The organism is Mycobacterium conspicuum (assembly GCF_010730195.1).
GTDB lineage: Bacteria > Actinomycetota > Actinomycetes > Mycobacteriales > Mycobacteriaceae > Mycobacterium > Mycobacterium conspicuum.
The window spans coordinates 1,612,363-1,637,773 of the sequence record NZ_AP022613.1 but is presented as its reverse complement, the minus strand read 5'-3'; the positions used below and the strand labels follow the sequence as shown (position 1 = coordinate 1,637,773).

The window sequence follows — 25,411 nt, the reverse complement described above, 5'->3', positions numbered from 1 at the left end:
GGCGTTTATGCCACGTCGCGCACGGCGCGCGTCAGGTGGTCGGCGTGCAACTGCTCCAGGCGCACGGTCGGGGCGCCGAGCTGGCGGGCCAACTGCGCGGCCAAACCCAGCCGCACGTACGACGTCTCGCAGTCCACCACCACCGCGGCCGTGCCCTCGGCGACCAGCCTGGCCGCCGCGATCCGGCTGCGGCCCAACGGGTCCGGCCCGGCGGTCGCGCGCCCGTCGGTGAGCACCACCACCAGCGGCCGGCGGGCCCGGTCGCGCACCCGTTCCCGGACGACGAGCTCGCGCGCGGCCAGCAGGCCCTCGGCGAGCGGCGTCTTGCCGCCGGTGTCGAACCGGGCCAGCCGCCGCCCCGCGATGTGCGCCGACGACGTCGGCGGCAGCAAGACCCGAGCCTCGTGGCCGCGGAACGTAATGACGGCGACCTTGTCGCGGCGTTGGTAGGCGTCGCGCAGCAGCGACAGGGTGGCGCCGCTGACGGCGGCCATGCGGTCGCGGGCGGCCATCGACCCGGACGCGTCGACGACGAAGATCACCAGGTTGCCCTCGCGTCCCTCGCGGACCGCGCGGCGCAGGTCGTCGGGGTGCGGGCGCAGCGGCCCGGCGCCGGCGCGTTCGGCCGCCGACAGCAGGGTGGCGAACAGGTGCAGGCCGTGCCCGTCCTCGTCGCCGACGCCGGCCGCCGTCACCACCCGGCCCGCGACGTTGCGGGCCCGCGACCGACGACCCGGCGCGCCCTCGCCGACCCCCGGCACGGTCAGCGCCCGGGCGCGGAAAGTCTGGGCCGGCGGCGCGCTGGGCCGCGAGCTGGGCGGCTTGGCGGCCGGGAGCGAGTTCGGTTGCGCGCCAGGGTCGTTGGCGGCTCCGCCGCCGCCGGGCGGGTCGGGTTCGGGCTCGGGTTCGGCGCCGGCTTGCGCCAGTGCGTCGTCCAGCTGATCGCGGTCCAGGCCGGGATCGTCGAACGGGTCCCGGCGCCGGCGATGCGGCAGCGCCAACTCGGCGGCCACCCGGATGTCCTGTTCCTCGACGGTGGCCGCGCCACGCCAGGCCGCGTGCGCGGTGGCGGTGCGCGCCACCACCAGATCGGCCCGCATCCCGTCCACGTCGAACGCGGCGCACAGCGCGGCGATGCGGCGTAACTCGTTGTCCGGCAACACCACATCGTCGACTAGTGAACGCGCGGTGGCGATCCGCCGGGCCAGCTCGGCCTCGGCGTCGACGTAGCGCTCGGCGAACCCGTCCGGGTCCGCCTCATAGGCCATCCGCTGCCGGATCACCTGCATCCGCACGTCGACGTCGCGCGACGCGTGCACCTCGACGGTGAGTCCGAAGCGATCCAGCAGCTGCGGCCGCAGCTCGCCCTCCTCGGGATTCATCGTCCCGATCAGCACGAAGCGGGACTCGTGGGTATGCGAGATGCCGTCGCGCTCGATGTGCACCTGTCCCATCGCGGCGGCGTCGAGCAGCACGTCGACCAGGTGATCGTGCAGCAGGTTGACCTCGTCGACGTAGAGCACGCCGCCATGGGCACGGGCCAGCAGCCCGGGGGAAAACGCGTGTTCCCCGTCGCGCAGCACCCGCTGCAGGTCCAGCGAACCGATCACCCGGTCCTCGGTGGCGCCCAGCGGCATCTCGACCAGGCCGCCCTCCAGCAGCGCGGCGAGCCCGCGCACGGCCGTCGATTTGGCGGTGCCCTTCTCGCCGCGGATCAGCGCCCCGCCGATCTCCGGGCGCACGGCGCACAGCAGCAGCGCGAGCCGCAGTTGGTCGTGCCCGACGATCGCGCTGAACGGATACGGCTTCATGGCTTTTCCGCCAGGCCGGAACCGGGCCGCAGCATGGGCACGTGCGGAACGCCGTCGTCGACGAAATCCTCACCGTCGCGGATGAATCCGAATTGGGAGTACATGTCGGCAAGATACGTCTGCGCGTTAATGCGGCACGGGTATTCGCCCACCTCGGCCAGCGCGGCGCGCAGCAGCCGGGTGGTGTGGCCCTGGCCGCGGGCGCTGCGCTTGGTGCACAGCCTCCCGATCCGAAACGACTTTTCGCCCCCGGCGTGCTCCTCCATCAGCCGCAGCGTACAGATCACTTCGCCGTCGGACCGCTCCAGCCAGAAGTGTCGGGTTTCGGCGAGCAGGTCGCGCCCATCGAGTTCGGGATACGGGATGGCCTGTTCGACGACGAAGACCTCCACCCGCAGCTTGAGCAGCTCGTAAAGCGTTGGGACGTCAAGGTCTTTGGCCCACGCGCGGCGCAACGCTGCACTCATGACGCGGCCACCAGCTGAAGAGCCTTACTGCCCCAGGACCACACCTCGTCGTACAACGCGGGTTCACGAGACAGCTCTGCGCCCAGCGACGGCACCATCTCTTTGAGCGCGGGCAGCCAGGATTGGTACCGCTGGCGGAAGCACCGCGCCAGCACGTCGAGCATGATCGGCACGGCGGTCGACGCCCCCGGGGACCCGCCGAGCAGCCCGGCCATGCTGCCGTCGGCCGAATTCAGCACGGTGGTGTTGAATTCGAGCACCCCGCCCTTGCTCCGGTCTCGGCGGATCACCTGCACGCGCTGCCCGGCCACCGTCGGCTCCCAGTCCGAATCGACTGCGCTGGGCGCGAATTCGCGCAACTTGGCGACGCGGTCGGGTTTGGTGAGGCGCAGCTGGCCGATCAGGTAGCGCAGCAGCGTCAACTGGGTGACGCCGACGCCCAGCATCGATACCAGGTTGTCCGGTTTGACCGAGCGCGGCAGATCGGTGACGTGTCCGTGCTTCAAGAATTTGGGCGACCAGCCCGCGTACGGCCCGAACACCAACCACTCCCGGCCGTTGACGAACCTCAGGTCCAGATGAAGCGCGCCGAGCGGCGGGGCGCCGGGCGCGGGCACGCCGTACACCTTGGCCCGGTGCGCGGCGGTCAGCGCGGGGTTGTCGGTGCGCAGGAACCGGCCGCCGATCGGGAAGCCGGCAAACCCCTTGACCTCCGCGATGCCGGACTTCTGCAACACCGTCAGGGCGTCGCCGCCGGCCCCGACAAAGACGAATTTGGCGTTCAATTTCCGGTTTTCGCCGGTGCGCCGATTGCGCACCGTCAGCGACCAGCCGCCGTCGGACTTTCGGGACAGGGCGCGGACCTCGTGACCAAACAGCGCGCTGGCGCCGTTGCGCACGCAGAATCCGATCAGTTGCGCCGACAGCGCACCGAAGTCCACGTCGGTCCCGTCGGCGGCCCAGTTGAGCGCGACCGGCTCGGCGAAGTCGCGCCCGGCGGCCATGAACGGAAGGCGGCAGGCGAACTCGTCGGGATCGTCGATCAACTCGGTGCGCGCGAACAACGGGTTGTGTGCCAGCGCCTGCTGCCGCCGTCGCAGGTATTCGACGCGCTCGGCGCCGCGGACGAAGCTCACGTGCGGCACCGCGTTGAGGAAATTGCGCGGTGTCAGGATGCCGTTCTCCGCGGCCCACGCCCAGAACTGCCGGGTCACCTGGAATTGCTCGTTGACGAACACCGCCTTGGTGATGTCGATCGATCCGTCCGGCAGCTGCGGGGTGTAGTTCATTTCGCACAGCGCCGAGTGCCCGGTGCCGGCGTTGTTCCACGGACCGCTGCTTTCGGCGGCAACGGCGTCGAGCCGCTCGATCAGCGTGATGGACCAGTCGGGCTCCAGCCGCCGCAGCAACGCGCCCAGGGTGGCGCTCATGATGCCCGCGCCCACCAGCACGACGTCGGCTGCGGCTACCTTCGACACGGCTCCCAGGTTATCGCGAGGGGTGTGTGACCACGCTGTTCAGGCTCTAAGCTGGCCCAGTGACTGGCGGCGTGACTGGCTGGGTGCCTGACGTCCTGCCCGGATTCTGGCAGTGCACCCTGGCGCTCGGGCCCGATCCGGCCGGCGAGGGCGACCTCGTCGCGACGCTGATCCGGCGCGGGACCCAGGCGGAGGTCACCGGGGCCCAGCACGCGGTGTTGGCGGTGCACGGCTACACCGACTATTTCTTCCACACCGCGCTGGCCGATCACTTCTGGCAGCGGGGCTTCGCCTTCTATGCGCTGGACCTACAGAAGTGCGGTCGTTCCCGACGCGACGGTCAGACCCCCCACTTCATCACCGACCTTGCCCAGTACGACGCCGAACTCGAACGGGCGTTGACGCTGATCAACGAGGGGAACCGGGTCAAGGTGTTGGTGTACGGCCACTCGGCCGGCGGGCTGATCGTGTCGCTGTGGCTGGATCGAGTGCGCCGGCGCGGTGCCACGGCACGCAGCGGCATCGGCGGGCTGGTGCTCAACAGCCCTTTCCTGGATCTGCACGGCCCGGCGGCGCTGCGCCTGCCGGTGACGTCGGCGTTGATCGCCGGCCTGTCGCGGCTGCGCTCCAAGGGGGTGATCCGGCCACCCAGCGAAGGCGGCTACGGCACCACCCTGCACCGCGACTACGACGGCGAGTTCGACTACAACCTGCAGTGGAAACCGTTGGGCGGCTTCCCGATCACGCTCGGGTGGCTGCACGCCATCCGCCGGGGTCACGCGCGGCTGCATCGCGGGCTCGATGTGGGCGTGCCGAATCTGATCCTGCGGTCCGACCACAGCGTGCGCGAAACCACCGATTCCGCCGCCATGCAATGCGGCGACGCGGTTCTCGACGTCACCCAGATCGCCCGATGGGCCGGCTGCATCGGCAACCACAGCACCATCGTTCCGGTTCCCGACGCCAAACACGACGTGTTCTTGTCGCTGCCGCGGCCGCGGGAGGTCGCCTATCACCAGCTGGACCTGTGGCTGGATCGCTACCTGGCGACGACGTCAGCACCATCCGGGAGGGCGTGACCGCGTGGAGGCATACGACATCGCGATCATCGGAACCGGTTCGGGCAACAGCATTCTCGATGAGCGCTATGCCGCCAAGCGGACCGCGATCTGCGAGCAGGGCACCTTCGGCGGTACCTGCCTCAACGTCGGATGCATCCCGACGAAGATGTTCGTCTACGCGGCCGACGTCGCCGAGACGATCCGCGCCGCCGCGCGTTACGGCGTCGACGCGCACATCGACGGGGTGCGTTGGCGCGACATCGTCTCCCGGGTTTTCGGGCGCATCGACCCGATCGCCATGTCCGGCGAGGACTATCGGCGCTCGGCCCGCAACATCGATGTCTACGCCGAGCACACCCGTTTCGGACCGGTGCAGGCCGACGGCCGTTACCTGCTGCGCACCGACTCGGGCGAAGAGTTCACCGCCGATCAGGTGGTGATCGCGGCGGGCTCGCGGCCGATGATCCCGCCGGCCATCCTCGCCTGCGGCGTCCACCATCACACCAGCGACACCATCATGCGGATCGACGAATTGCCCGAGCATCTGGTGATCGTCGGAAGTGGCTTCGTGGCAGCCGAATTCGCGCACATCTTCTCTGCGCTCGGGGTGCGGGTCACCCTGGTGATCCGCAGCGGCAGGATGCTGCGGCATTGCGACGACACCATCTGCGAACGGTTCACCCGCATCGCGGCGCGCAAATGGGAGTTGCGCACCCACCGCGAGGTGGTGGGCGGCCACAACCGGGGCCACGGCGTCAGCCTCGAGCTCGATGACGGTTCCACCTTGGACGCCGACCTGCTGCTGGTCGCGACCGGCCGGGTGCCCAACGGCGATCAGCTGAACGCCGAGCGGGCCGGTGTCGCCGTCGAGGACGGTCGGGTATTGGTCGACGAATACCAACGCACCTCCGCGCGTGGGGTTTTCGCGCTCGGCGACGTCTCCTCGCCGTATCAGCTCAAGCACGTCGCCAACCACGAGGCCCGCGTGGTGCGGCACAACCTGCTGTGCGACTGGGACGACACCGCGTCGATGGCCGTCACCGACCACCGCTACGTGCCGTCGGCGGTGTTCACCGAGCCCCAGCTGGCCGAGGTCGGGTTGACCGAAAACCAAGCCGTGGCACAGGGATTCGATATCACCTGCAAGGTCCAGGACTACGGCGACGTCGCCTACGGCTGGGCGATGGAGGACACCACCGGGATCGTCAAACTCATCGCCGAGCGCGGCACCGGGCGCCTGCTGGGCGCGCACATCCTGGGCTATCAGGCGTCGTCGATCATCCAGCCGTTGATCCAGGCGATGAGCTTCGGGTTGACCGCCCCGCAGATGGCGCGTGGCCAGTACTGGATTCACCCCGCGTTGCCCGAAGTGGTGGAAAACGCGCTACTGGGCCTGTACTGACGTGTCGAACCGGTCTCGGCTGCGCGGCGCCCTCTCGCCCGCCGAGTGGTCGCGTCTGGGGTTGATGCTGGCGGTAATCGTCGGCCTTCATCTGGTCGGTTGGATCACCCTGGTATGGATCGTGGAGCCGGCGCGGCTCAGCCTGGGCGGCAAGGCTTTTGGCACCGGGGTCGGGCTGACGGCCTACACCCTGGGCCTGCGGCACGCCTTCGACGCCGACCACATCGCCGCGATCGACAACACCACCCGCAAACTGATGAGCGACGGGCGGCGCCCCCTTGCGGTCGGATTCTTCTTCTCGCTGGGCCACTCGACGGTGGTGTTCGGGCTGGCGCTGCTGCTGGCGACCGGGGTCAAGGCCGTCATCGGACCGGTCCAGGACGACTCCTCGCGGCTGCACCACTACACCGGGCTGATCGGCACCGGCGTCTCGGGCGTGTTCCTGTATTTGATCGCCCTGCTCAATGTCGTCGTCCTGGTCGGCATCCTGCGCGTGTTCGCCAGGTTGCGCCGCGGCGAATACGACTCGGAACAAGACGGGGCCGAGCTGGAGCGGCAGCTGGTGAACCGAGGATTACTCAACCGGTTCCTCGGCCGCGTCACCGCATCCATCACCGCGTCCTGGCAGATGTATCCGGTCGGGCTGTTGTTCGGGTTGGGCTTCGACACCGCGACCGAGATCGCGCTGCTGGTGCTGGCCGGCAGCAGCGCGGCAGCCGGGTTGCCCTGGTACGCCATCCTGTGTCTGCCCGTGCTGTTCACCGCCGGCATGTGCCTGCTGGACACCATCGACGGCTCGTTCATGAACTTCGCCTACGGCTGGGCCTTTGCCAACCCGGTGCGCAAGATCTACTACAACCTCACCATCACCGGGCTGTCGGTCGCCGTCGCGCTGCAGATCGGCAGCATCGAACTGCTCGGCTTGTTCGCCGGCCAGCTGGGGTGGCGCGGCCCGTTCTGGGACTGGCTCGGCGGGTTCGACCTGAACGCCGTCGGCTTCGTCGTCGTCGGCGTGTTCGTCCTGACCTGGGTCATCGCGCTGCTGGTGTGGCGGTACGCGCGCATCGAGGAGAAATGGGCACCCCGGCGAAACGTGCCACACTGACCCCCGTGCCCGGCTCGATCTGCGACGTGCTGCCCGCGGTGGCGGCGCTGTTCGACGTCCCCGACGCCGTCGACCGGCTCGGGCTGGCGGAGCAAGTCGGCGACGTCGATCGGGTGCTGGTCGTGCTCGTCGACGGCCTCGGCTGGCACCTGTTGCCCCGGCTGGCCGGTGACGCGCCGCTGCTCGCCTCCGTTCTCGCCGGCGCCGGACGGCTCGGCCAGCTGGAGTGCACCTTCCCGTCCACCACGCCGACCAGCCTGGTGTCGCTGGGCACCGGGGCGCAGCCCGGCGAACACGGCATCCTGGGCTTCACGCTGAATATCCCCGGCACCGACCGGGTGCTCACCCACATCCTGTGGCGGGACGACCCGCCCTACCCCGAATGGCAGCCGCTACCAACCTGGTTCGAGCGGCTGCGCGCGGCCGGTGTTGATGCCCGCGCCGTGCTGCCGGCGGCGTTCATCGGCAGCGGGCTCACCGACGCGGCCTACCGGGGTGCGCAACTGCTGGCCCTGCACCCCAACGGGGACCACGCCGCCCAGCTGACCGAGGTGCTGCGCGCCGGACCCGGCGTGGTCTACGGCTACACCGCCGACCTGGACAACGCGGCCCATGCGTTCGGTGTCGGCTCGCCGCAGTGGCACCAGGCGGCGGCCGGCATCGACGCCCTGTTGACCCGGCTGGTCGAGGCGCTGCCGCGCAACGCGGCGCTGCTGGTGACCGCCGACCACGGCGGCCTCAACGTCGCGCCGGACGCGCGGGTGGACCTCGACCTCGACCCGCGGCTGGGCGCGGGGGTGCGGGTCGTCGCCGGCGAAGCGCGGGTGCGCTACCTACACACCCAGCCCGGCGCCGCCGCGGACGTGCAAGCCGCCTGGACCGAGGCGGCGGCCGGCTGGGCCCACGTCTACAGCCGCGAGCAGGCCGTCGCCAGCGGGATGTTCGGGCCCGTCAACCCGGCGCACCTGGCGCGAATCGGCGATGTCGTCGTCGTGTGCACCGGCGACGCGGCGGTGCTGGCGACCGCACACGAACCCGCCGAAATGGCGCGCCTGATCGGCTTTCACGGCGGACGCACCGACGTCGAAATGGCGATCCCGCTCATCGTCTTGCCGGCCTGACAAACGCACACCCGACTGGGATCGTTCTCACAGCTTGCTTCAATTGCCGGCTTGTACCGTCAAGCCATCGTGACGCCCCGACTGCCGGAGGAATGGTGACCTCGAAGCCGACCCCGTCGCCGCAGGAGGTAATGACGGTTGGCCGCCAAGTGATGTCAGCGATTCCCGATGCGCTGCGGGCGCTCTCCTGGTCGCCGCTGAGCACGGTCGATGCTTGCCTTGCGACGGTGACATCGCCGCTGTCAAAAATGAGTTCACTGACCACGCCCTCGGACGTCGCGCTGACGCACCTGAGTTCGGTAAACAAGGCGGCGGCGCTGCGCACCGCCGCGTCGATGCTGTCGCAGTTGAAGCAACCAGGCGTCGCCGCGCGTGCCCGTCGCGCGACGTCGATCGGAAGCTTGTCGGTGCCGTTCGCCTGGACGGACGCGGTTCCCGCCGCCGGCCCCGGCCGCCGCGTCACAGCGGCGTCACGTACGCCGAGCTGATCCCGCCGTCCACCAAAAAGGTCGACGCGGTGATGAACGACGCGTCGTCACTGGCCAAAAATGCTACCGCAGCGGCGATTTCGTCTGGTTCGGCGAACCGGCCGATCGGCACGTGCACCAGCCGGCGCGCGGCCCGCTCGGGGTCCTTGGCGAAAAGCTCTTGCAGCAACGGGGTGTTGACCGGCCCGGGGCACAACGCGTTGACCCGGATGCCCTGCCGGGCGAATTGCACGCCCAGCTCCCGTGACATCGCCAGCACCCCGCCCTTGGACGCGGTGTAGGAGATCTGCGAGGTCGCCGAGCCCAGTACCGCGACGAACGAGGCCGTGTTGATGATGGAACCCTTTTGCGCGGGCACCATGTGCCGCAACGCCGCCCGACAGCACAGGTACACCGATTTCAGATTCACGTCCTGAACGCGTTGCCAGGCCGGCAAATCGGTATTTTCGATCACATCGTCGTCCGGCGGCGAGATGCCGGCGTTGTTGAACGCGATGTCGACCGAGCCGTAGGTCTGCGCCGCGGCGTCGAAAAGCGCGTCGACCGCGGCCTCGTCGGAAACATCAACGGGCACAAACAAACCGGAGAGCTCTTCGGCCGTCGCCGCGCCCGCGTCGCGGTCGATGTCGCCGATGACGATCCGCGCGCCCTCGGCGTGCATTCGACGCGCGGCCGCCAGGCCGATGCCGCTGCCGCCGCCGGTGATGAGCGCCACCCGGCCCGCCAGGCGTCGGCTCAGATCGACCACTAATCCTCCTTGATTGCGATGAACACGTTCTTGGTCTCGGTGAAGTGCAGCGGAGCGTCCGGGCCCAGCCCGCGGCCCAGCCCCGACTCCTTGAAACCGCCGAAGGGCGTTTGGTAGCGGACCGAGGAGTGGGAGTTCACCGAGAGGTTGCCGGCTTCGACCGCCCGCGACACCCGCAGCGCGCGGGACAGGTCGTCGGTCCAGATCGAGCCCGACAACCCGTAGGCCGTGTCGTTGGCCAGCGCGACGGCGTCGGCCTCGTCGTCGAACGCCAGCACCGTGACCACCGGGCCGAAGATCTCCTCGGTGACCGCGCGGTCGCCGCGCGGCGGCGTGAGAACCGTTGGGGCGAACCAGAATCCGGGTCCCTGCGGCGCCGAGCCGCGGAACGCGACCGGGGCGTCGTCGGGCACATAGGAGGCCACCTTGTCGCGGTGCGCGCCGGACACCAACGGACCCATCTCGGTGTCGCGGGCCGTCGGGTCCCCGACGACGACGCGTTTCACCGCGGGTTCGAGCAACTCCATGAACCGGTCGTAGACGCTGCGCTGCACCAGGATTCGGCTGCGGGCACAGCAGTCCTGACCGGCGTTGTCGAACACCCCGGCCGGCGCGGTGGCCGCCGCGCGCTCCAGGTCGCAGTCGGCGAACACGATGTTGGCGCTTTTGCCCCCAAGCTCCAGCGTGACCCGCTTGACTTGCGCTGCGGCGCCAGCCATTACGCGCTTGCCGACTTCGGTCGACCCGGTGAAGACGATCTTGCGGACGGCGGGGTGGGTGACGAACCGCTGCCCCACCACCTCGCCGGCGCCCGGCAGCACCTGCAGCAGGTCCGCGTCCAGCCCGGCTTCGGCGGCCAGCTCACCGAGCCGCATCGTCGTCAGCGGGGTCCACTCGGCGGGCTTGACCAGCACGGCGTTGCCGGCGGCCAGGGCCGGCGCGATGCCCCAGGACGCGATCATCATCGGGAAGTTCCACGGTGTGATCACCCCGACCACGCCCAGCGGTTCGTGGAAGGTGACGTCCAGGCCCCCGGCGACGGGAATCTGCTTGCCGGACAAGCGTTCCGGGCCGCCGGCATAGAAGTTCAGCACGTCGCGGACGTGGCCGGCCTCCCATTCGGCGGAGGAGATCGGGTGCCCGGAGTTGGCCACCTCGAGGGCGGCCAGCTCGTCGATGTGGGCGTCGACGGCGGCGGCGAACGCCCGCAGCGCGGCGGCACGTTCGGCCGGTGCCCGTCTGGCCCAGCGCCGCTGGGCCGCGCCGGCCCGGCGCACCGCGTCGTCGACGGCGGCGGCGTCGGCGTGCTCGACCGAGCGCAGCACCTGCTCGGTGGCGGGGTTGATCAGCCGCATCGGCTGTCCGCATACGACCGCGCGGCGTCCACCACCGCGGCGAACAGCCGCAGATCGTCCAGGGATTTCTCCGGATGCCACTGCACCGCAAGCACAAACCCATCGCCGGGCAACTCCAGCGCCTCGACCACACCGTCGGCGTCCCACGCGCTGACCACCAGCGATTCCCCGACCTTGTCGATAGCCTGATGGTGATAGCAGGCCGCGTTGGCGCTCTCCCCGAGCAGCCCGGCCAGCCGGGTGCCCGCCACGATGCGCACCGGCAGCGTGGCGAACACCCCGTTGGCGGCGCGGTGCCCGCCGTGGCCGATCACGTCGGGCAGATGCTGATGCAGCGTCCCGCCGAACGCCACGTTGAGCACCTGCGCGCCCCGACAGATGCCCAGCACCGGCAGCCCCCGCGCCAGCGCGCCCTTTAACAGCGCGAACTCCCAGGCGTCGCGCGCGCCGCGGGGCTCATCGGTGCTCGGGTGCGGTTGCTGACCATAGGCGGCGGGGTCAAGGTCATAGCCCCCGGTGATCACCAGCGCGTCCAAGCGGTCCAGCACCCCGGCGGCGCTGCCCGGGTCTTGAGTCGGCAGCAGCACCGCGGTTCCCCCGGCCATGACGACGCCCTCGAAGTAATCGGACGGCAGATAGGCCGCGGGAATGTCCCAGATCCCGGTCCGCACCTGCTCCAGATACGTCGTCAGCCCTATCACCGGCGCGCTAGAGCCGCTCAAATCCCCGTACCCTCTCCCAATCCGTGACGGCGGCGTTGAAGGCCGCCAATTCCACCCGCGCGTTGTTCAGATAATGCGCGACGACCTCGCCGCCGAACGCGTCGGCCGCGACGTTCGACTTCTCAAATAGTTCGGCGGCCGCGGCCAGCGTGCTGGGCAGCCGACCCACCCCGTCCGCCTGATAGGCGTTGCCCCGAAACGGCTCGGGTGGCTGCAGCTTGCGCTCCATCCCGTACAGTCCCCCCGCCACCAGGGCCGCCACCGCCAGATACGGGTTGACGTCCCCGCCGGGGACGCGGCACTCCATGCGGATGTTGTCGTCGTGGCCGACGACGCGCACCGCGCAGGTTCGGTTGTCCAGGCCCCAGGCCAGCGCGGTCGGCGCGAAGCTGCCATCGGCAAATCGCTTGTAGGAGTTGATGTTCGGCGCATAGAACAGGGTGAGTTCGGCCATGGTGGCCAATGCGCCGGCCAGGAAGTTCTCGAACGTCGACGACATGCCATGCGGTCCGGCGCTGTCGGCGAACGGCGCCGAACCGTCGGCCGCTCGCAGCGACAGGTGGATATGACAGCTGTTGCCTTCGCGCTCATCGTATTTCGCCATGAATGTCAGGCTCTTGCCGTGCTGGTCGGCGATTTCCTTGGCGCCGTTCTTGTAGATGGTGTGGTTGTCGCAGGTGACCAGCGCGTCGTCGTAGCGGAAGCCGAGCTCCTGCTGGCCCCGGTTGCACTCCCCCTTGATGGCCTCGCAGTGCAGGCCCGCGCCGGCCATGCCGAGCCGGATGTCCCGCAGCAGCGGCTCCATGCGCGACGACGCCAGGATGGCGTAGTCGACGTTGTAGTCGCTGGCCGGGGTCAGCCCGCGATAGCCGGCGGCCCATGCCTGGCGGTAGGTGTCGTCGAAGACCATGAACTCGAGTTCGGTCGCGACGTTGGCCGCCAGCCCGTGGCTGCTCAGCCGCTCCAGCTGGCGGCGCAGGATGCCGCGCGGCGCGGCGGCCACCGCGCTGCCGTCGCGCCAGCGCAAATCGGCGATCACCAGCGCGGTGGCCGGCAGCCACGGAACGAGCCGAAGGGTGTCGAGGTCCGGAGCCATTTCCATGTCCCCGTACCCGGTGTCCCAGCTGGACATCGCGTAACCGGGCACGGTGTTCATCTCGACGTCGACGGCGAGCAGATAGTTGCAACATTCGGCGCCGTGGGCGGCGACCTGCTCGACGAAATCCGGCGCCGACACCCGCTTGCCGACCAGCCGCCCCTGCATGTCGGCGAACGCCACGATGACGGTGTCGATACCCCCGTCGGGGCCGTCAAGGACCATTCGTTCCAGTTCGGCTAACGACAACATCGAGCCAGCCTAAACCGGTTACCAGGTGCTGGTGCGCATCACGATCTCGGTGGCCAACTGCGCGGTGGACTCCTGCGCGTTGCGCCGCGCGAGCAGGTCCACGATCCGGTAGTCGGCGTAGACGAACCGCTGGCTCTCGCTGGCGATCGCCCGGGCGGCCGGGGAGCTGACCAAAACGGTGGTGGCGACCTCCACCGGCGGGCATTCATCGTCGCGCACCACGCCGTCGACGTCGGCCACCCGCGGATGTCCGCGGTCGATGGCCACCAGCCCGACGAACCGGCCCAACCTGGTCGCCGCGAGCTTCCAGGCCAGCTCGGCGCCGGCCCGGTCACCGACCACCACCGACCACTCGATGCCCAGGGAGTCGAGGATGCCGATCACCGATTTGCTGGTCAGCCGCGGGTCGGGGCCGATGACAACGGTCCGCAGCGACGCGGTATGCAGGCGCTCGCACACCGCGTCGTAGGCGGCGGGTGCGCGCTGTTCAGCACCGAGAATGACGACGACGACGCCCTTGTCGGGACCGGCGACGGCCACGGGAATGGGAACACCGTCGAGAGTGGTCATCATCGAGGGCACTGTCGCACGTTAACAGCTAATCGGCCGGCATACGGGTCGTTTTCTCCGGTCCCCATAACGCACTGTCCACCCCGGCGTCACCCCCGCACTCCCGACTTACCGGCCGGCAACCCAGAATTATTGCGGCAGCAACGTTTTGACGATGTGCGCGCGCGGTGGCGGTCCCCCTTCGAGCAGCTCCATGACCGCCGCCATATCGAGATGGGCCGCCAGCAGGTCGGCCATCACCACCAACTGCGCGTCGCGGCGCTGCGCGACGTCGACGTCGTCGGCCACCGCAAACCCGCCGCGCCCGGCCGCCTTGGCCACCTCGGCCAGCCACCGGCGGCGAAAATCGTCGTTGTCAAGCAGGCCGTGCCAGTGGGTGCCGAAAACCGGTCCGCGCGCCAGGCCCTGCGGCTCAGTGTCGACATGGAACCAGCCGGCCTCGTCGCACCGGGTGAGCCGGCCATGGTGGATCTCGTAGCCACGCAGCGGCGCCGACCAGCGGCGCAGGACCTTCTCGGCGGCGAAGACGATGTCAACATCCAGCAACCCCAGCCCCGCGACTTCCCCGGCCCCCGATTCGATTTCGTCCACGACGTGCCGGCACAACATCTGAAAGCCCCCGCAGATGCCCAGTACCGGCTTGCCGGCGGCGGCGTGGGCCGCGATCGGGCCGGCCAGGCCACGCTCGTGCAGCCAGGACAGGTCCGCAACCGTGGCCTTGGTCCCCGGCAGCACGACCAGGTCGACGTCGGCCAATTCGGCCGGGTCGGTCACCCACCGCACCAGCACCCCCGGCTCGCAGGCCAGCGCCTCGATGTCGGTCGAGTTGGAGATCCGGGGCAGCCGCACCGCGGCCACCCGCAGCCACTCGTCGCCGCGCGGCGGCGCCGGCACGCCCACGACGCCATGCGCCGGCACCGACAGCGAATCCTCGGCGTCGATCCACAGCTCGGGTTCGTACGGCAGCACGCCGTAGGTGGGACGCCCGGTCAACTCCGACAGCTGTTGCAGCCCCGGCTCGAGCAGCGCCGGATCGCCGCGGAACTTGTTGATGATGAAGCCCGCGATCAGCGCCTGGTCGTCGGGCTCGAGCACCGCTACGGTCCCGAAGAGATGGGCCAGCACACCGCCGCGGTCGATGTCACCGACGACGACCACCGGCAGGTTCGCGGCCCGCGCCAGTCCCATGTTGGCCACGTCGTTCGCCCGCAGATTTATTTCGGCCGGCGAGCCCGCACCCTCACAAATCACCACGTCGAATTCGCTTCGCAGGGAGGACAATTCGTCCATCACGATGCCGGCCAGCCGGTCGCGGTGCTGCATAGAGTCCGCAGCGCTCACCGAGTCGGCGACCTGCCCGCGGATCACCAGCTGCGACGTCCGGTCGCCGCCGGGCTTGAGCAGGATCGGGTTGAACCGCACGCTGGGTTCCAGCCCCGCCGCCCGGGCCTGCATCGCCTGGGCCCGACCGATCTCCCCGCCCTCGACGGTGACCACGGAGTTGTTGGACATGTTCTGCGCCTTGAACGGCGCGACCCGGATTCCCTTGCGCGCCAGCAACCGGCACAGCCCCGCGACCACCACGGATTTGCCGGCGTCCGAGCTGGTGCCCGCGACCAGCAGCGCGCCGCTCACCTGGCTATGGCTCCCTATGGCAGCGTGAGGATCTCGACACCGGTATCGGTGACCAGCAGGGTGTGCTCGAACTGCGCGGTCCACTTGCGGTCCCGGGTGACCACCGTCCAGCCGTCGTCCCAGATTTCGTAGTCCAGCGCGCCGAGGTTGATCATCGGCTCGATGGTGAACGTCATGCCCGGCTCGATGATCGTCGACACCGAAGGCTGGTCGTAGTGCAAGACCACCAGCCCGTTGTGAAACGTGGTGCCGATGCCATGCCCGGTGAAGTCGCGAACCACGTTGTAGCCGAACCGATTTGCGTACGACTCGATGACCCGGCCGATGACCGACAGCGCGCGCCCGGGCTTGACGGCGTTGATCGCGCGCATCGTCGCCTCGCGGGTGCGCTCGACGAGCAGCCGGTGCTCTTCCGACACGTCCCCGGCCAGGAAGGTGGCGTTGGTGTCGCCGTGCACCCCGTCGATGTAGGCAGTGACGTCGATGTTGACGATGTCGCCGTCTTCGATCACCGTCGAGTCCGGGATGCCGTGACAAATCACCTCGTTGAGCGACGTGCAGCACGACTTCGGAAATCCCTTGTAGCCCAACGTCGACGGGTACGCGCCGTGGTCGACCATGTACTCGTGCGCGATCCGGTCCAGTTCGTCGGTCGTCACGCCCGGCGCGACCGCCTTGCCCGCCTCGGCCAGCGCGCCGCCCGCGATCTTGCCGGCGACGCGCATCTTTTCGATCACCTCGGGCGTCTGCACCCACGGCTCGGTGCCCTCCTTGGCCGTCGGCTTCCAGGCGTACTCGGGACGCGGGATGCGATTGGGCACCGGCAGCGTCGGGGACAACACTCCGGGAGAAAGCGCGGTGCGAGCAGGCATTCCGCCAGTTTACGGGCTGTCGCGGGTCATTGACTCTGCGCCTACGGTGCGGTCCTCTCGCACTTTGTCGCGCTGGACGCAGAGTCAACCGCCAAGGCGACGCCGCAACGAGCGCCGGGGCCCCCGGATGATCACCGAGCCGCACACCACCCGACCGGTCAGCACCACGTGCGGCGTCCCCTCCGCCGGGGCGTCCTTGCGGCGATCAGCGGCGCTGCCGACATAGACCTCGACGTCGTCGATCGAGGCGCTGGCCCGGTCGGGCAGGCGGATGTCCACCGAGCCGAATCGCATGTCGAGCTCGATGACCACCACCGGCCCCGCGAACCGAGCCTTGGTGAGGTCGAGCTCGACCGACCCGAGCCGGCGCACCAGCGCCAACCGGGTGGGGACCATCCATTCGCCGTGGCGCTTCAGCGAGCCCGCCCAGCCGCGCAGCTCGACGCGGTCGGCCGCCGACGTGACGATCGCGCCCGGCCCGGGCAGGTCGCTGACCAGCCCGGCCAGCTCGCTTTGCGTCCGCGCGTAGGACACTCGCGACGAGCGCTGCTCGAACTCGTTGATATCGATCAGCCCGAGCGCAACCGCGTTGTGCAGTCGCCGCATCGTGCCGTTGCGGTCGGCGTCCGAGACCCGCAGGGACACCATGTCCCCGCCGTTATCGGTCATGCTCGCAATTTACCGCCGACAGCTACGCCAGGTAGCCCGGCGGCAGCGACTCGAACATCGCCTTGGTCATCCGGACCGCGTATTCCGAGCTGCCGCCCCCGACGATCAGCGACGCGAACGCCAGGTCCCCGCGGTACCCCGCGAACCAGGAGTGCGATCCGCCCGGGAACTCGGCCTCACCGGTCTTGCCGTAGACCTCGCCGCAGCCGTTGATCTCCTTGGCCGTCCCGTTGGTGACGACCAGGCGCATCATCGGCCGCAGCGCGTCGACCATCTTCGGGGTGATCGGCGTGCTGTCGCCGTCGACGGTCGTCGCCCGGCCGGCGATCAACTGCGGCACCGGGGTCTTGCCGGCCGCGACCGTGGCCGCCACCAGCGCCATGCCGAACGGGGTGACCAGCACCTTGCCCTGCCCGAAGCCGTCCTCGGTGCGCTCGGCCAGGTCCACCGTCGGCGGCACCGATCCGGTCACCGTCGTGATGCCGTCGACCTGATAGTCCAGCCCCAGCCCATACCGGGTGGCCGCCTGCGTCAGGCCCCGCGGCGGCATCCTGCTGCCCAGCTCGGCAAACGTGGTGTTGCACGAACTGGCGAACGCGCGGGCCATCGGTACCACGCCGAGATCGAAGCCGCCGTAGTTGGGGATGGTGCGGTGCCCGATGTCGATGTGGCCCGGGCAGCCCAGCATCGTGTTCGGGGTGGCCATGTCGCGCTCGACGGCGGCGCCGGCCGTGATCATCTTGAACGTCGACCCGGGCGGGAACAATCCGGTGGTGGCCAGCAGGCCCTGGCTGTCGGCGCCCGCATTCTGCGCGATCGCCAGGATGTCGCCGGTCGACGGCTTGATCACCACGATCATCGCCTTGCCGCCGCGGGTGTTCACCGCGTGCTGGGCCGCGTTCTGCACCACCCGGTCCAGCGTGAGGGAGACGGACGGCGCCGGGGACCCCTCGACCTCGTGCAGCACCGCGACGTCGACGTTGTTCTGGTTGACGCTGACGATGCGCCAGCCCGCCTGCCCGTCGAGCTGGTTGATGACGGCCTTTTTCACCTCGGCGACGACGGCCGGCGCGAAATGCGGATCGGTCGGCAGCATCTCGGCCTGCGGCACCACCACCACGCCCGGCAGCCTGCCGATCGCCGGAAAGATCTTGTCGTTGTCGGCGGGCTGCAGGGTGACGCCCAGGTCCAGCGCATCGGCGGACGAGCTGGCCTTTTCGGCCAGCAGCTGGGGGTCGTTGAGCGTGTCGTTGAAGGGGTGCAGGGCGTCGATCACCGCGTGCGCCGTCTGGATCAGGGCGGGCCCGGCCTGCGTCGCGTCCAGTGTGTAGTGGTACAGGTAGCCCGGCGCCAGGACGTCGCTGCCGCCCAGTTCGTTCACCGAGGCGCGGCGCGGCTGATCGGCCCGCAGCGCGAAGGTCTGATGTTCGCCCAGCCGGGGATGCAGGTCGGTCGCGGCCCAGCGGACCTGCCAGTGCCCCTCGTCGCGCGCCATCTTCAGCTGGCCGTCGTAGCTCCATTCCCGGTTCTTGGGCAGGTGCCAGGTGAAGCGGTAGTTGACCGTGCCGGTGTCCTCGGCGTATTTCGACCCGAGGATCTGCGCGTCCAGGTGGGTGGCCTGCAGGCCGGACCAGGCCGCGTTGAGCGCTTCCCGGGCATCGCTGGGGTTGTCGCTGACTTGGGCGGCCGTCGCGGTGTCGCCGACGGCGAGCGCGCGGAAGAACTTTTCCGCCGCCGGGCCTGGGCCCTCGGGCCGGGGGGTGCATCCCGAAAGCGCGACCCCCGCGACCAGCACGCCCGCGACCACTGAGGCCAGTGTTGTTTGTGTTGCCATCGGTACAGATGTTAAGAACGAGCGCCCGCTCACCGGCGCCGACACACCGAGACCGGATTGTTACGTCCGCGAACCCAACCTCACTGCGAAAAACGCGGCCCGAAATCGCAGCCAGGTTCGGCTCGCGAAGCGTGACCCGGGCTCACCTGAACCGCAGCCCGCGCCGGCGCTCCCACCAGCAGGCGAACAGAGTGCCCGCCGCCCAGACGGCGACGGCGATGCCCAGGTGCACGAAGCTTTTCGTGTCGCGCCCGAGGATGGGTCCGATCGCCGCGGGCAGCGTCGTCCACAACTCTTCGTGCTCCACCCCGCCCAGCGGGTCGGCGACGTAGTACAGGGCGTACGGCAGCGTCAGCGCGAGAATCCAGGTGGCGGTGCGACGCCAGTCGCGCCGGTCGTGCCAGCGTTGCATCAGCGGTTCGGAGCCGACCGGCAACAACACCGAGATCACGTTGCCGACGCCCAGCCACGACACGACGGGCACCGCGACATTGGGGATCGTGTCGCCCAAGTCCGCCGGCGTTTGCTTCCACAGCGTCAACGCCACCGCCACCGCCAAGGTGGGCACTCCGACGATCACCAGCAGGGTCAGGTTTTTCAGCAACAGCACCCGCCAAAACGGCGCGCCCTGCGACAGCCCCTTGGCGACGCGGTGGTGATCGGCGCCCAGCACATTGGTCGTGGTGACGTCGGCCAGCACGAACGAGGCGAAGTAGGCGCTGATCAGGATCACCCAGTCAATCTGGTTGTGGTGGAAGGCGCCGGCGTGGTGGTAGTGCGACGGGACCCGGTGCTGGACGTGCGCAGCGGTCATGCGCTGGAACGCCAACCACCCCACCGCCAGAACGAAGTTGGCCACCACGCCGGTGAGCCAGATGCGCGGCGGCGTGAACGCCCAGCGGATCTCGGCGCGCAACGCGGGCCACAGGCCCTGGTGGAAGTCGATCGCCGCCGCCTCGGCCGCGGCGCGCTGAGCGGGCGCGGCGCGCAGCGCGGCGTGCAGCGGGTTGGGCACGCCGCGGCGATTGGGTGTCGTGAACTCCGGCATGTGCTCCCCACCACGGTGAATTTCCGTGTGCACGATACCCGGCCAGACCCTCGACAGATGCGAAGCGGCCGTGGTGAATTCAGTCCAGCAGCACGGTGGCGAAGGTGCCGACCTCGGTGAAACCGATGCGGTCGTATGCGGCACGGGCAACCGTGTTGAAGCTGTTCACGTACAGGCTGGCGATGCGCCCGGTGCCGACGATCACCGCGGCCAGCGTCGCCGTGCCGCGAGTGCCCAGCCCGAGGCCGCGCCGCTCGGGATGCACCCAAACCCCTTGGATCTGCCCGACCGTCGGAGACTGCGATCCCACCTCGGCCTTGAAGATGACCTCACCCTTCTCGAAGCGCGCCCACGCCCGCCCCGCCGCGATCAGGCTGGCCACCCGGCGGCGGTAACCCCGACCGCCGTCGCCGAGCCGCGGGTCGACGCCCACCTCACCGATGAACATGTCGACGGCCGCGACCAAATAGGCGTCCAGTTCGTCGGGCTGCACCTGGCGCACGCCGGTGTCGAGCTCGCACTTGGGATACGTCGACAGCGCCATCAGCGGCTGGTTGTCGCGCACGTCGCGCGCCGGGCCCCAGGCCGGCTCGAGCCGCTCCCACATGGGCAACACCAGGTCGGCGCGACCGACCAGCGACGAACACCGCCGCGAACCGCTCATCGCCTCGTCGGCGAAGGCGTTCAGGTCGGCGGGTCCGCCGCGCAGCGGGATCAGGTTGGCGCCGGCGAAGCACAGCGACTCCTCGGCACCGCGCCGCGTCCACAGTTCTCCACCAATCGAATTGGGGTCGACGCCGTGGTCGGTAACCCGCGCCGCGACCATGCACGACCCCACCGGGTCGTCGTCGAAAACCCGCCAGGCAGCGGCGGCGTCGCGCACCACCGAAACCCGCCGGTCGCCGATCAGGCGAAGGATGGGCGGAGCCGACATCTGCAGAACTCTCCGTGGTGCGAACTAGACGGCCGATAGGCCGGTCCTCATCAGCTTACGGTCACACTTGGCGAACCGCTCGCTGTTTCCATCTCTGAGGCCAGCCGCATGGCTTCCTCGATGAGCGTCTCGACGATCTGCGCCTCGGGAACGGTCTTGATCACCTCGCCCTTGACGAAAATCTGGCCCTTGCCGTTGCCCGACGCGACGCCCAAATCCGCCTCCCGGGCCTCCCCCGGGCCGTTGACCACGCACCCCATCACGGCCACCCGCAACGGCACTTCCAGGCCGTCCAGGCCGGCGCTGACCTCGTTGGCCAGCGTGTAGACGTCGACCTGGGCCCGGCCGCACGACGGGCAGGACACGATCTCGAGCGAGCGTGGCCGCAGGTTCAGCGACTCCAGGATCTGGTTGCCGACCTTGACCTCCTCGACCGGCGGCGCCGACAACGACACCCGAATGGTGTCGCCGATGCCCTTCGACAGCAGCGCGCCGAACGCGACCGCGGACTTGATGGTGCCCTGGAACGCGGGACCGGCCTCGGTGACGCCCAGGTGCAGCGGGTAGTCGCACGCCGCGGCCAGCTGCTCGTAGGCCGCCACCATCACCACCGGGTCGTTGTGCTTGACGCTTATCTTGATGTTGCCGAAGCCGTACTCCTCGAACAGCGAGGCCTCCCACAGCGCCGACTCGACCAGCGCCTCGGGGGTGGCCTTGCCGTACTTCTCCATGAACCGCTTGTCCAGCGAGCCGGCGTTGACGCCGATGCGGATCGGGATGCCCGCGGCGCCCGCGGCCTTGGCGACCTCGCCGACGCGGCCGTCGAATTCCTTGATGTTGCCGGGGTTTACCCGCACCGCGGCGCACCCGGCGTCGATCGCGGCGAAGATGTACTTCGGCTGGAAGTGGATGTCGGCGATCACCGGAATGCCGCTGTGCCGGGCGATTTCGGCCAGCGCGTCGGCGTCCTCCTGACGCGGGCAGGCCACCCGGACGATGTCGCAGCCGGCGGCGGTCAGCTCGGCGATCTGCTGCAGCGTCGCGTTGACGTCATGGGTCTTGGTGGTGCACATCGACTGCACCGAGATCGGGTGGTCGCTGCCGACCCCGACGTCGCGGACCATCAGCTGGCGCGTCTTGCGGCGCGGGGCGAGCACCGGTGCCGGAGTGGCCGGCATGCCCAGGCTGGTCACTGGAACAGCCTGATCGGGTTCACCAGATCGGCGGTCACCGTCAACAGCATGTAGCCGACAACGAAGACCAGCACCACGTACGTCGCGGGCATCAGCTTGAGGTAGTTCACCGGCGCGGCCGCGACCTTGCCGCGCGCCGACCGGACCATGTTGCGGATCTTCTCGAACACCGCGACCGCGATGTGGCCGCCGTCGAACGGCAGTAGCGGCAGCAGGTTGATGGCGCCCAGGATCAGGTTCAGCTGGGCCAGGAAGAACCAGAACGCCACCCACAGCCCGTGGTCGACGGTGTCGCCGCCGATGATGCTGGCCCCGACCACGCTCATCGGCGTCTCCGGGTCGCGCTGGCCGCCGCCGATGGCGTGCACCAGCGCGCCGACCTTGGACGGGATGGCGACCAGCGACTTGCCCACCTGGACCGTCAGGTCCCCGGCGAAGGCGAAGGTGGCGGGCACCGCCGTGGCGACGTTGTAGTGCGTCGGCGCCGGACGCGGCGCCGCGACCCCGATGGCGCCGACGGTGGCCGGCGCGGGTTGGCCGCCCTTGCCGTTGTCCCCAGTAGTCAAGAAGCGTTGGGTGGGTTGCACGGTGACATACGTCGTGATCGTGTTGCCGTTGCGCTGCACCACGACCGGCACGGTGCCCTGCAGCTTTCGGACCGCGGCGGCCATTTCCTCGAAGCTGGACACCGGGGTGTTGCCGACCTTGACGACGACGTCGCCCGCGCGGATCCCGGCCTGCGCCGCCGGCCCGGGCCCGTCGCACTTGTCGAGCTTCCCCGCGGCCACTTCCTTTGCGACACAACCGGTTTCGCCGACCACCGCGTGCGCCGGCGGGTGCAGGTTCGGCAGCCCCCACACCAGCGCGATGCCGTAGATCAAGGCCAGGCAGATGACGAAGTTCATGCCCGGTCCGGCGAACAGCGTCGCGACCCGCTTCCAGGTCGCCTGCTTGTACATGGCGCGGTCCCGCTCGTCGGGGGCGAGCTCCTCGACCGGGGTCATGCCGGCGATGTCGCAGAACCCGCCGAGCGGCACGCCCTTGACGCCGTATTCGGTCTCACCGCGCCGGGTGGACCACAGCGTCGGGCCGAAGCCGACGAAGTAGCGGCGCACCTTCATGCCGGTGGCGCGCGCCACCCACATGTGGCCGCACTCGTGCAGCGCCACCGAGATCAGGATGGCGAGCGCGAACAGCACAATGCCGATTGCGAACATCATCGGGTTGCTAGGACCTTTCTGACAGCGCGCTGCGCTCGCTCCCTTGCCCAGCGCTGCGCGTCCAGTACGTCATCCACGGTAGCTGGTTCCGCGGCCCATTGGTCGGCAGCGCGCAGCACCTCGGCGATGGTGCCCACGATCGCCGGGAATCCGATCCGCCCGGCCAGGAACGCGGCCGCCGCCTCTTCATTGGCGGCGTTGTAGACGGCGGTCATGCAACCCCCGGCCTTCCCGGCGTGCCGGGCCAGCTCGACGGCCGGGAACACGGTGTTGTCCAGCGGCTCGAATTCCCAGGTAGACGCGGTGCTGAAGTCGCAGCAGAGCGCCGCGTCGGGCACCCGCCGGGGCCAGCCCAGCGCAAGCGAAATGGGCAGCTTCATGTCCGGCGGGCTGGCCTGGGCGATCGTCGAGCCGTCGACGAAGGTGACCATCGAATGAACGATCGACTGCGGGTGCACGACGACCTCGATGCGGTCGTAGTCGATGCCGAACAGCAGGTGCGTTTCGATGACCTCGAGCCCCTTGTTGACCAGCGACGCCGAGTTCAGCGTGTTCATCGGCCCCATGGACCAGGTGGGATGGGCGCCGGCCTGCTCGGGGGTGACGGCCTCCAGGTCGGCGGCGGCCCAGCCGCGAAACGGGCCGCCGGAGGCGGTCAGCACCAGCCTGGCGACCTCCTCGGGGGCGCCCCCGCGCAAGCACTGCGCCAGCGCGGAATGCTCGGAATCGACCGGCACGATCTGCCCCGGCTGCGCCGCCCGCAGCACCAGCGGACCGCCCGCGACCAGCGATTCCTTGTTGGCCAGCGCCAGCCGAGCGCCCGATTCCAGCGCGGCCAGCGTCGGGCGCAGGCCGAGCGCCCCGACCAGCGCATTGAGGACGACGTCGGCGTCGGTCTCCTCGATCAGCCGGGTGACGGCGTCGGGGCCGCGGTAGGCGACGTCGCCGACCAGCTCGGCCGCGCGCTCGTCGGCGACGGCGATGTTGCCCACCCCGGTCTCGGCGCGCTGGCGCCGCAGCGTGTCCACGTTGCCACCGCCGGCGGCCAGCCCGACCACCTCGAAGCGGTCCGGGTTGGCGGCGATGACCTCCAGCGCCTGGGTGCCGATCGAACCGGTGCTGCCCAGCACCAGCACGCGCAGGCGGGTGGGGTTGCTCACCAACCCATTGTGCCCTCCGCGCGGCGATTCGGGCTGTGCCAGAATCTGACACCAGAAGCCAATCCGATCCGGAGGTAAACGTGGCAAGCACCGAGGTGGAGCACTACCAGGGCGTCGACGTCGCCGAGGTGCCGTCCGCGGCGTGGGGCTGGAGCCGGATCAATCACCGCACCTGGCACGTCGTCGGATTCATCGCGTTCGTCTTCCTGCTGTGCATGTTGCGCGGCAACCACGTCGGTCACGTCGAGGACTTGTTCCTCATCGGGTTTGCCGCGGTGGTGCTGGGCATCCTGGTGCGCGACCTGTGGGGCCGCCGCCGCGGCTGGATCAGGTAGCCGACCGCCCCGCCGATCGCCAGCACTCCCAGCGCCAGCACCCACGGCCAAGCCCCGTGCTGGTGCACCCAGCCGGCCAGCGCGCCCTGCAGTCGGCCGGCCGCGCTGATCAGCGCGTCCGGCGGGCTGGCCCGGGTCGCATGGAACAGCCGCAGCTCATAGACGCCGTAGTAGGCGACGTACAGCCCGACCAGGACCAGCAGCGCGCCGCTGATCCGGTTCACGAACGGCAGCATGCGGCGCAACCGTTCGGCCACCGCCGAGCTCGCCGTCGCGGCCGCCAGCACGAGGGCGCCGACGACCAGGGTCAGGCCGCCGACGTAGGCGAGGTAGATCGCCGCGCCCCTGAGCACCGATCCGCTGCGCAGGCCGGCGGCGGTGACCGCCAGAAACGGCCCGATGGTGCACGACAACGACGCGATCGCGTAGCTCACGCCGTAGCCGAACATCGACCACACCCGCGCGGTGGGGGCCCAGCGCGGCCCCACCGGTCGGGGCGTCAGCGCCGTCAGCTCGCGACCTGTCAGCAACCAGATTCCCAGAGCGATCAAAATCAAGCCGATCACCACGGTGCCGTAGGGCAGGTAACGCTGCACCGTGGAGGCCGCCGAAATCGTCAGCGCCCCAAAGGATCCGAACACCGCCATGAAGCCGAGCGCCATGCCGGCGGTGGCCGCCAGCGCGCGGCCCACCGCCCTGATGGGTCCGCCTTCGGGACCCCCACGCACCACCAGAAGCAGATACCCGGGCAGCATGGCGAACCCGCAGGGGTTAAGGGCCGCCACCAGTCCGGCGGCGAAGGCCAGGCCGACAAGACCCCCCTGGTTCACCGCGG

The 25,411-nt window shown here is 69.6% G+C and carries 24 protein-coding genes; 6 read left to right on the top strand and 18 right to left on the bottom strand.

Annotated elements, in window-relative coordinates; translation table 11 throughout:
* Positions 1-5: 5 nt before the first annotated feature.
* Genes G6N66_RS07895 through mqo form a run of 3 tightly spaced genes read right to left on the bottom strand, consistent with a single transcriptional unit; the run spans position 6 to position 3,756 of the window.
* A complete protein-coding gene (locus tag G6N66_RS07895; RefSeq protein WP_085236065.1) occupies positions 6-1,811 on the bottom strand; it encodes a magnesium chelatase subunit D family protein in 1,806 nt (601 codons plus the stop codon).
* Positions 1,808-2,278, bottom strand: coding sequence for a GNAT family N-acetyltransferase (locus G6N66_RS07890; RefSeq protein WP_085236067.1), 471 nt, complete (start codon positions 2,276-2,278; stop codon positions 1,808-1,810). The genes G6N66_RS07895 and G6N66_RS07890 overlap by 4 nt, the downstream gene beginning before the upstream one ends.
* Positions 2,275-3,756 (bottom strand): malate dehydrogenase (quinone), encoded by a 1,482-nt coding sequence (mqo, locus tag G6N66_RS07885; protein WP_085236069.1) that lies wholly within the window; start codon positions 3,754-3,756, stop codon positions 2,275-2,277. Before mqo ends, G6N66_RS07890 begins: the two co-directional genes overlap by 4 nt.
* A gap of 71 nt (positions 3,757-3,827) precedes the next feature.
* On the opposite strand from mqo, the gene G6N66_RS07880 reads away from it, so the two are divergent.
* From G6N66_RS07880 to G6N66_RS07860, 5 genes are all read left to right on the top strand, one after another.
* Complete coding sequence (locus tag G6N66_RS07880) at positions 3,828-4,835, top strand: alpha/beta hydrolase (RefSeq protein WP_139825526.1); 1,008 nt, start codon at positions 3,828-3,830, stop codon at positions 4,833-4,835.
* Between the two features lie 4 nt (positions 4,836-4,839).
* Positions 4,840-6,219 (top strand): mycothione reductase, encoded by a 1,380-nt coding sequence (gene mtr, locus G6N66_RS07875; RefSeq protein WP_085236071.1) that lies wholly within the window; start codon positions 4,840-4,842, stop codon positions 6,217-6,219.
* A gap of 1 nt (position 6,220) precedes the next feature.
* On the top strand, positions 6,221-7,324 hold the full coding sequence (gene nicT, locus G6N66_RS07870; protein WP_232079230.1) for a Nickel transporter NicT: 1,104 nt from the start codon (positions 6,221-6,223) through the stop codon (positions 7,322-7,324).
* A 5-nt stretch (positions 7,325-7,329) separates the two neighbouring features.
* A complete protein-coding gene (locus G6N66_RS07865) occupies positions 7,330-8,445 on the top strand; it encodes an alkaline phosphatase family protein (RefSeq protein WP_085236254.1) in 1,116 nt (371 codons plus the stop codon).
* A gap of 152 nt (positions 8,446-8,597) precedes the next feature.
* A complete protein-coding gene (locus G6N66_RS07860) occupies positions 8,598-8,933 on the top strand; it encodes a PPE family protein, SVP subgroup (RefSeq protein ID WP_163645794.1) in 336 nt (111 codons plus the stop codon).
* Here the strand turns inward: G6N66_RS07860 and G6N66_RS07855 are convergent.
* From G6N66_RS07855 to dxr, 14 genes are all read right to left on the bottom strand, one after another.
* Positions 8,905-9,681: a 3-oxoacyl-ACP reductase gene (locus G6N66_RS07855; protein WP_085236077.1), complete on the bottom strand. Its 777-nt coding sequence runs from the start codon at positions 9,679-9,681 to the stop codon at positions 8,905-8,907. The genes G6N66_RS07860 and G6N66_RS07855 overlap by 29 nt on opposite strands.
* Positions 9,681-11,036 carry an aldehyde dehydrogenase family protein gene (locus G6N66_RS07850; protein WP_085236079.1) on the bottom strand — a complete coding sequence of 452 codons (1,356 nt, stop codon included), beginning with the start codon at positions 11,034-11,036 and terminating at the stop codon, positions 9,681-9,683. The genes G6N66_RS07855 and G6N66_RS07850 overlap by 1 nt, the downstream gene beginning before the upstream one ends.
* Complete coding sequence (locus G6N66_RS07845; RefSeq protein ID WP_232079481.1) at positions 11,027-11,779, bottom strand: gamma-glutamyl-gamma-aminobutyrate hydrolase family protein; 753 nt, start codon at positions 11,777-11,779, stop codon at positions 11,027-11,029. Before G6N66_RS07845 ends, G6N66_RS07850 begins: the two co-directional genes overlap by 10 nt.
* A complete protein-coding gene (locus G6N66_RS07840; protein ID WP_085236083.1) occupies positions 11,745-13,106 on the bottom strand; it encodes a glutamine synthetase family protein in 1,362 nt (453 codons plus the stop codon). The genes G6N66_RS07845 and G6N66_RS07840 overlap by 35 nt, the downstream gene beginning before the upstream one ends.
* Before the next feature lie 18 nt (positions 13,107-13,124).
* Entirely contained in the window at positions 13,125-13,679 is a 555-nt protein-coding gene (locus G6N66_RS07835) for an alpha/beta hydrolase (protein ID WP_085236085.1), read from the bottom strand.
* A gap of 126 nt (positions 13,680-13,805) precedes the next feature.
* Positions 13,806-15,311, bottom strand: coding sequence for a cobyric acid synthase (locus G6N66_RS07830; protein WP_085236087.1), 1,506 nt, complete (start codon positions 15,309-15,311; stop codon positions 13,806-13,808).
* A gap of 14 nt (positions 15,312-15,325) precedes the next feature.
* Positions 15,326-16,183, bottom strand: a complete 858-nt coding sequence (gene map / locus G6N66_RS07825; protein ID WP_085236089.1) for a type I methionyl aminopeptidase — start codon at positions 16,181-16,183, stop codon at positions 15,326-15,328.
* Positions 16,184-16,267: 84 nt separating this feature from the next.
* Positions 16,268-16,852 (bottom strand): DUF1707 SHOCT-like domain-containing protein, encoded by a 585-nt coding sequence (locus tag G6N66_RS07820; RefSeq protein WP_085236091.1) that lies wholly within the window; start codon positions 16,850-16,852, stop codon positions 16,268-16,270.
* Between the two features lie 22 nt (positions 16,853-16,874).
* Positions 16,875-18,686 carry a penicillin-binding transpeptidase domain-containing protein gene (locus G6N66_RS07815; protein WP_085236093.1) on the bottom strand — a complete coding sequence of 604 codons (1,812 nt, stop codon included), beginning with the start codon at positions 18,684-18,686 and terminating at the stop codon, positions 16,875-16,877.
* A 142-nt stretch (positions 18,687-18,828) separates the two neighbouring features.
* Positions 18,829-19,734 (bottom strand): hypothetical protein, encoded by a 906-nt coding sequence (locus G6N66_RS07810; RefSeq protein ID WP_232079229.1) that lies wholly within the window; start codon positions 19,732-19,734, stop codon positions 18,829-18,831.
* A gap of 79 nt (positions 19,735-19,813) precedes the next feature.
* Positions 19,814-20,668: a GNAT family N-acetyltransferase gene (locus tag G6N66_RS07805; RefSeq protein WP_085236095.1), complete on the bottom strand. Its 855-nt coding sequence runs from the start codon at positions 20,666-20,668 to the stop codon at positions 19,814-19,816.
* Positions 20,669-20,718: 50 nt separating this feature from the next.
* Positions 20,719-21,846 (bottom strand): flavodoxin-dependent (E)-4-hydroxy-3-methylbut-2-enyl-diphosphate synthase, encoded by a 1,128-nt coding sequence (ispG, locus tag G6N66_RS07800; RefSeq protein WP_085236258.1) that lies wholly within the window; start codon positions 21,844-21,846, stop codon positions 20,719-20,721.
* Positions 21,847-21,857: 11 nt separating this feature from the next.
* On the bottom strand, positions 21,858-23,081 hold the full coding sequence (locus tag G6N66_RS07795; RefSeq protein WP_085236097.1) for a M50 family metallopeptidase: 1,224 nt from the start codon (positions 23,079-23,081) through the stop codon (positions 21,858-21,860).
* Positions 23,078-24,244: a 1-deoxy-D-xylulose-5-phosphate reductoisomerase gene (dxr, locus tag G6N66_RS07790; protein WP_139825515.1), complete on the bottom strand. Its 1,167-nt coding sequence runs from the start codon at positions 24,242-24,244 to the stop codon at positions 23,078-23,080. Before dxr ends, G6N66_RS07795 begins: the two co-directional genes overlap by 4 nt.
* A gap of 77 nt (positions 24,245-24,321) precedes the next feature.
* Here dxr and G6N66_RS07785 point away from each other — a divergent pair, with 77 nt between their 5' ends.
* Positions 24,322-24,576, top strand: coding sequence for a DUF2631 domain-containing protein (locus tag G6N66_RS07785; protein WP_085236099.1), 255 nt, complete (start codon positions 24,322-24,324; stop codon positions 24,574-24,576).
* On the opposite strand, the gene G6N66_RS07780 is transcribed toward G6N66_RS07785, so the two are convergent.
* The gene (locus G6N66_RS07780; protein WP_085236101.1) at positions 24,480-25,406 is read right to left on the bottom strand and encodes a cytochrome c biogenesis CcdA family protein; all 927 of its coding nucleotides are present in this window, start codon (positions 25,404-25,406) and stop codon (positions 24,480-24,482) included. The two genes, G6N66_RS07785 and G6N66_RS07780, sit on opposite strands and share 97 nt — an antisense overlap.
* Between the last annotated feature and the right edge of the window lie 5 nt (positions 25,407-25,411).

Excerpts from the sequence above, each read along its gene's own strand:
- G6N66_RS07815 (WP_085236093.1), bottom strand. The coding sequence starts at position 18,686 with ATGGCAACACAAACAACACTGGCCTCAGTGGTCGCGGGCGTGCTGGTC.
- G6N66_RS07810 (WP_232079229.1), bottom strand. The coding sequence starts at position 19,734 with ATGCCGGAGTTCACGACACCCAATCGCCGCGGCGTGCCCAACCCGCTG.
- G6N66_RS07890 (WP_085236067.1), bottom strand. The coding sequence starts at position 2,278 with ATGAGTGCAGCGTTGCGCCGCGCGTGGGCCAAAGACCTTGACGTCCCA.
- G6N66_RS07820 (WP_085236091.1), bottom strand. The coding sequence starts at position 16,852 with ATGACCGATAACGGCGGGGACATGGTGTCCCTGCGGGTCTCGGACGCC.
- G6N66_RS07805 (WP_085236095.1), bottom strand. The coding sequence starts at position 20,668 with ATGTCGGCTCCGCCCATCCTTCGCCTGATCGGCGACCGGCGGGTTTCG.
- G6N66_RS07795 (WP_085236097.1), bottom strand. The coding sequence starts at position 23,081 with ATGATGTTCGCAATCGGCATTGTGCTGTTCGCGCTCGCCATCCTGATC.
- map (WP_085236089.1), bottom strand. The coding sequence starts at position 16,183 with ATGCCTGCTCGCACCGCGCTTTCTCCCGGAGTGTTGTCCCCGACGCTG.
- G6N66_RS07860 (WP_163645794.1), top strand. The coding sequence starts at position 8,598 with ATGTCAGCGATTCCCGATGCGCTGCGGGCGCTCTCCTGGTCGCCGCTG.
- G6N66_RS07850 (WP_085236079.1), bottom strand. The coding sequence starts at position 11,036 with ATGCGGCTGATCAACCCCGCCACCGAGCAGGTGCTGCGCTCGGTCGAG.
- G6N66_RS07835 (WP_085236085.1), bottom strand. The coding sequence starts at position 13,679 with ATGATGACCACTCTCGACGGTGTTCCCATTCCCGTGGCCGTCGCCGGT.
- ispG (WP_085236258.1), bottom strand. The coding sequence starts at position 21,846 with ATGCCGGCCACTCCGGCACCGGTGCTCGCCCCGCGCCGCAAGACGCGC.
- G6N66_RS07840 (WP_085236083.1), bottom strand. The coding sequence starts at position 13,106 with ATGTTGTCGTTAGCCGAACTGGAACGAATGGTCCTTGACGGCCCCGAC.
- G6N66_RS07895 (WP_085236065.1), bottom strand. The coding sequence starts at position 1,811 with ATGAAGCCGTATCCGTTCAGCGCGATCGTCGGGCACGACCAACTGCGG.